Source organism: Dactylosporangium cerinum (assembly GCF_042653625.1).
Classification (GTDB): domain Bacteria; phylum Actinomycetota; class Actinomycetes; order Mycobacteriales; family Micromonosporaceae; genus Dactylosporangium; species Dactylosporangium cerinum.
Genome location: NZ_JBHSIU010000033.1, coordinates 1 through 5,233 on the forward strand (window position 1 = coordinate 1; position 5,233 = coordinate 5,233).

1 protein-coding gene is annotated in these 5,233 nt (G+C 68.3%); it reads left to right on the plus strand.

Features of this window, described 5'->3' with window-relative positions:
• Nucleotides 1–31: 31 nt before the first annotated feature.
• A partial coding sequence (locus ACFPIJ_RS26255; protein WP_380118251.1) for an SDR family NAD(P)-dependent oxidoreductase occupies nucleotides 32–5,233 on the plus strand: 5,202 nt, incomplete at its 3' end.

Here is a 5,233-nt window from a genome sequence, read left to right on the forward strand (position 1 = left end):
GGAGTTGGGTCCGGGTGCGGCGTTGACCGCGATGGTCCAGGACAACCTGCCCGAGACAGCGGTGGAGCGGTCGGTGTTTGTGGCTGGGTTGCGTCGTGAAGGTGCTGAGGTTGAGTCGTTGCTGCTGGCGGTGGCTCAGGCGTTCACCGCCGGCGTGGCGGTGCAGTGGCCGGCGGTGTTCAGCGCGGTTCCCGCTGCCCGGGTGGAGTTGCCGACGTATGCGTTCCAGCGGGAGCGGTTCTGGTTGCAGTCGGCGTCGTCTGTCGGGGATGTGGCTGCGGCGGGTCTTGGGGCGGCTGGGCATCCGTTGTTGGGTGCGGTGACGGCGTTGGCTGAGGGTGAGGGGGTGTTGTGGACGGGTCGGCTGTCGGTGCGCACCCATCCGTGGCTGGCCGATCATGTGGTGGCTGGTGCGGTGTTGTTGCCTGGAACCGGTTTCGTGGAACTGGCGGTGTGTGCGGGGCAGCGGGCTGGTTGTGGTGTGTTGGAGGAGTTGACGCTGACCGCGCCGCTGGTGTTCTCCGGTGACAGCGCGGTCCAGGTGCAGGTGTGGGTCGGCGGACCGCAGGAGGAGTCGGGTCGCCGACCGGTCAACATCTACTCCCGCCCAGACACCGGTGAGGACTCGGGCGATGCCTGGGTCCGCCACGCCACCGGCGTGCTGTCCCCGACGATGCCAGCGCCCTCGTTCGATCTGACCGTCTGGCCTCCGCAGGGCGCCGAAGCGGTAGACCTCGACGACCTATATCCGCGGTTGGCCGAGACGGGGTACGGATACGGTTCGGTGTTCCAAGGCGTGCAGGCCATTTGGCGTCGTGACGGCGAGGTGTTCGCCGAGGTCGTCCTGCCGGAGCCGGCGGCGCAGGAGGCAGGTCTGTTCGGGATACACCCGGCCCTGTTGGACGCGGCCCTGCACCCGGCCCTGCTCGACGCTGGTCTGCTCGGTGGCGATGACGGGTTGCGGTTGCCGTTCGCGTGGTCGGGGGTGTCGTTGTTCGCTGCCGGGGCCGGGATGCTGCGGGTGCGGCTGACCCGAGCAGGCGATGACGGGATCGCCCTGGAGGTGGCTGACGGGGCCGGGGCGCCGGTGGCGGTGGTGGAATCGCTGGTGGCCCGCCCGGTCACCATCGAGCAGCTCACCAACGCAACCAGTGGCGGAGTTCTGGCTGATCGTCTGTTCCAGGTGGACTGGGTGGCGCCGACCGGTGCCGGGCTGCAGGCGGCATCGGCCTCGGCCCGGTGGGCGGTGCTCGGTCCCGACGGGTCGGGGTTGGTCGGGGCGTTGCAGTCCGCCAGGGTGGGGCTGCAACAGTATCCGGATCTGGCTGGGTTGCGGCAGGCCGTCGCTGATGGCGCTCCGGTACCGGATCTGGTGCTGGCCGCGGACATCCCGGTGCCTGCCGACGGTGAGGTCGGCGAGCGGGTGCGGGCGGCGACGGGTTGGGCGTTGGAGCTGGTGCAGTCGTGGCTGGCCGATGACCAGCTCGGCACGGCCCGGCTGGTGGTCCTGACCCGAAACGCCCTCGACGTCAATGCCGGCACCGGTGATGGTGTTGATGTGGCGCAGGCGCCGGTGTGGGGTTTGGTGCGCGCGGCGCAGTCGGAGAACCCAGATCGGATCGTGTTGGTGGATCTGGATGGCCGGCCGGCGTCGCCGCGGGTGTTGCCGACGGTGCTGGGTGGCGACGAGCCGCAGCTGGCGATCCGTGATGGTGGTGCGTTCGTTCCGCGGTTGGGGCGGACGGCTGTGGGTTCGGTGTCGTTGCTTGATGGGCCGTGGCGTCTGGATGTCTCCAGCAGGGGAGTGTTGGAGAACGTCGGGCTGGTGTCGGATGTGCAGAGTGGTGGGCCGTTGGAGGCTGGTCAGGTCCGGATTGTTGTGCAGGCGTCGGGGATCAATTTCCGTGATGTTCTGAACGCGTTGGATCTGTATCCGGATGGTCCGGGGCCGCTGGGTTTGGAGGGTGCGGGGACGGTTGTCGAGGTCGGTCCTGGGGTGACCGATGTGATGGTGGGTGATCGGGTGATGGGGCTGTTCGTGCAGGGCCTGCACTCGGTGGTGGTCACGGATCATCGGCTGGTGGTGAAGATTCCTGCTGGGTGGTCGTTCACGACAGCGGCGTCGGTGCCGGTGGTGTTCTTGACGGCGTATTACGCGTTGCACGACCTGGCTGGGTTGCGGGCGGGCGAGTCGGTGCTGATCCATGCCGCCAGTGGTGGTGTTGGAATGGCAGCGGTGCAGTTGGCGGGGCATCTGGGTGCTGAGGTGTTCGGGACCGCCAGCGCAGGCAAGACCGAGACGCTGCGGTCGTTGGGGCTGCACGGCGGTCATGTCGGATCGTCACGGACGCTGGATTTCGAGGAGCAGTTCCTGACGTTCACGCGGGGCCGGGGTGTGGATGTCGTGCTGAACTCTCTGGCTCGGGAGTTCGTTGACGCCTCCTTGAGGACCATGCCTGCGGGCGGCCGGTTCATTGAGATCGGCAAGACCGATATCCGGGACGCGGCGCAGATCGCGGCGGTGTATTCCGGGGTTCGGTATCAGGCGTTTGATCTGTTCGGGGTGGGGCCGGACCGGATCCGGCAGATGCTGACCGAGCTTGTGAAGTTGTTCGAGGCTGGGGTGCTGCGGCCGCTGCCGGTGTCGGCGTGGGATGTGCGGGCCGCGGATCAGGCGTACCGGTACATGAGCAACGCCCGGCACGTCGGCAAGATCGTGTTGACCGTGCCGCGGGGTATCGACGTGCAGGGCACGGTGCTGGTGACCGGCGGGACCGGGGGTATCGGGGCGTTGGTGGCCCGGCATCTGGTGCTCCGGCACGGGGTGCGGCATCTGGTGCTGACCAGCCGCCGTGGTCTTGGTGCTCCGGGCGCGGTGGAGTTGCAGCAGGAGCTGTCCGGGTTGGGTACGCAGGTGCGGGTGGTGGCGTGTGACGTCGCTGACCGGGATGCGGTCGCGGGTCTGTTGGCCGAGGTGGTGGGGGATCGGCCGTTGACGGCGGTGGTGCATGCGGCTGGGGTGTTGGACGACGGGGTGGTGTCGGCGCTGACGCCGGGGCGGGTTGATGTGGTGTTGCGGCCGAAGGCTGACGGGGCGTGGCATCTGCATGAGCTGACCCGGGGCATGGACCTGTCGGCGTTTGTGTTGTTCTCGTCGGTCGCGGGGACGCTCGGGTTTGCTGGTCAGGGGAACTACGCCGCGGCGAACGCGTTCCTGGACGGGCTGGCGCAGACGCGTCGGGCGGCGGGGTTGCCCGGGGTGTCGCTGGCGTGGGGGTTGTGGCAGCAGCCCAGTGGGATGACCGGTCATCTCAGCGAGGCGGATCTGGCGCGGATGAGCCGGTCGGGTGTGGCGGCGTTGAGTGCAGAGCAGGGCTTGGAACTGTTCGACACCGCGCTGCTGGCTGGGCTGTCCGCACCAGCGCACCTGGTCCCGGCCCTCCTGGATGTCAAAGCTCTGCGGGGGACGGGCCCCGTCCCGGCGCTGCTGCGTGCGCTGGTCCGGCGTCCGGCCCACCGGGTCCAGGCCGTCGCTGCTGCGGGTGGATCGGCCCTGACCCGCCGGCTGGCCGGGGTACCCGCAACAGACCGGCAGGCGGTGGTCCTGGACGTGCTCCGCGGCGAGATCGCCGCGGTGCTTGGCCACACCAGCCCAACCGCCGTAGATCCCGATCGGGCGTTCAACGACGCCGGGTTCGACTCGCTGACCGCGGTGGAGCTCCGCAACCGGCTGGGGACCGTGACTGGGTTGCGGTTGCCGACGACGTTGGTGTTTGACCATCCGACTCCTGCCGCGCTGGCCGCCTACGTGACCCAGCAGGTGGCTGGGACGGCTGGGGCGGGGACTGCGGCGCCGGCGCGGGTGTCGGTGTCGATGGATGAGCCGATTGCGATCGTGGGGATGGCGTGTCGGTTGCCGGGGGGTGTGCGGTCTCCGGAGGGGTTGTGGGATCTGGTCGCGTCGGGTGGTGAGGGGATTTCGGAGTGGCCGACTGACCGGGGCTGGGACGTAGAGGGCCTGTTCGACCCGGATCCGGACCGGTCGGGGACGAGCTACGTGCGGGACGGTGGGTTCCTGCATGACGCCGCGGATTTTGATGCGGAGTTCTTCCGGATCAGTCCGCGTGAGGCGTTGGCGATGGATCCGCAGCAGCGCGTGCTGCTCGAGACGGCGTGGGAGGTGTTCGAGCGGGCGGGTATCGACCCCGGCTCGCTGAAGGGTACGGACACCGGCGTATTCGTGGGCCATATCAGCCAGGGATATACCGAGCTGCTGGCGAACCTTGGACAGAGTCTCGAGGGACTTCGACTCACCGGCAGTACCGCGAGCGTGGCGTCGGGGCGTTTGGCGTACAACTTCGGGTTGGAGGGGCCGGCGGTGACGGTGGACACGGCGTGTTCGTCGTCGCTGGTGGCGTTGCATCTGGCGTGCCAGTCGCTGCGGCAGGGCGAGAGCTCACTCGCGCTGGCCGGCGGCGTCACCGTGATGGCGACACCGGGCATGTTCATCGAGTTCAGTCGGCAGCGGGGGTTGGCTGTCGACGGTCGCTGCCGGTCCTTCGCGGGTGCTGCGAATGGTACGGGGTGGAGTGAGGGTGTCGGGTTGCTGTTGGTGGAGCGTCTCTCCGACGCTCGACGCAACGGTCACCAGGTCCTCGCGGTGATCCGGGGTAGTGCGGTGAATCAGGACGGTGCGAGCAATGGTTTGACCGCGCCGAACGGTCCGTCGCAGCAGCGGGTGATCCGGCAGGCCCTAGCAAATGCGCGTCTGTCGGCTGGTGAAGTGGATGCGGTCGAGGCGCATGGCACCGGGACGGTGTTGGGTGATCCGATTGAGGCGCAGGCGTTGTTGGAGGTGTACGGGCAGGAGCGGGGCGATCGGGAGCCGTTGTATCTGGGGTCGTTGAAGTCGAACATCGGTCATACCCAGGCTGCGGCCGGGGTGGCGGGTGTGATCAAGATGGTCATGGCGATGCAGGCTGGGGTGTTGCCTGCGACGTTGCATGTCGATGAGCCGACCCCGCATGTGGACTGGTCGTCCGGTGCAGTAGAGCTTTTGACGGAGGCCCGGTCGTGGTCGCAGTCTGGGCGGCCGCGGCGGGCTGGTGTGTCCTCGTTCGGGATCAGCGGCACCAACGCCCACATGATCTTGGAAGAAGCCCCCGAAACCGCTGTGGCGGTGGAGCAGGGGTCTGTGTCGTTGCCGGTGGTGCCGTGGGTGTTGTCGGGTCGT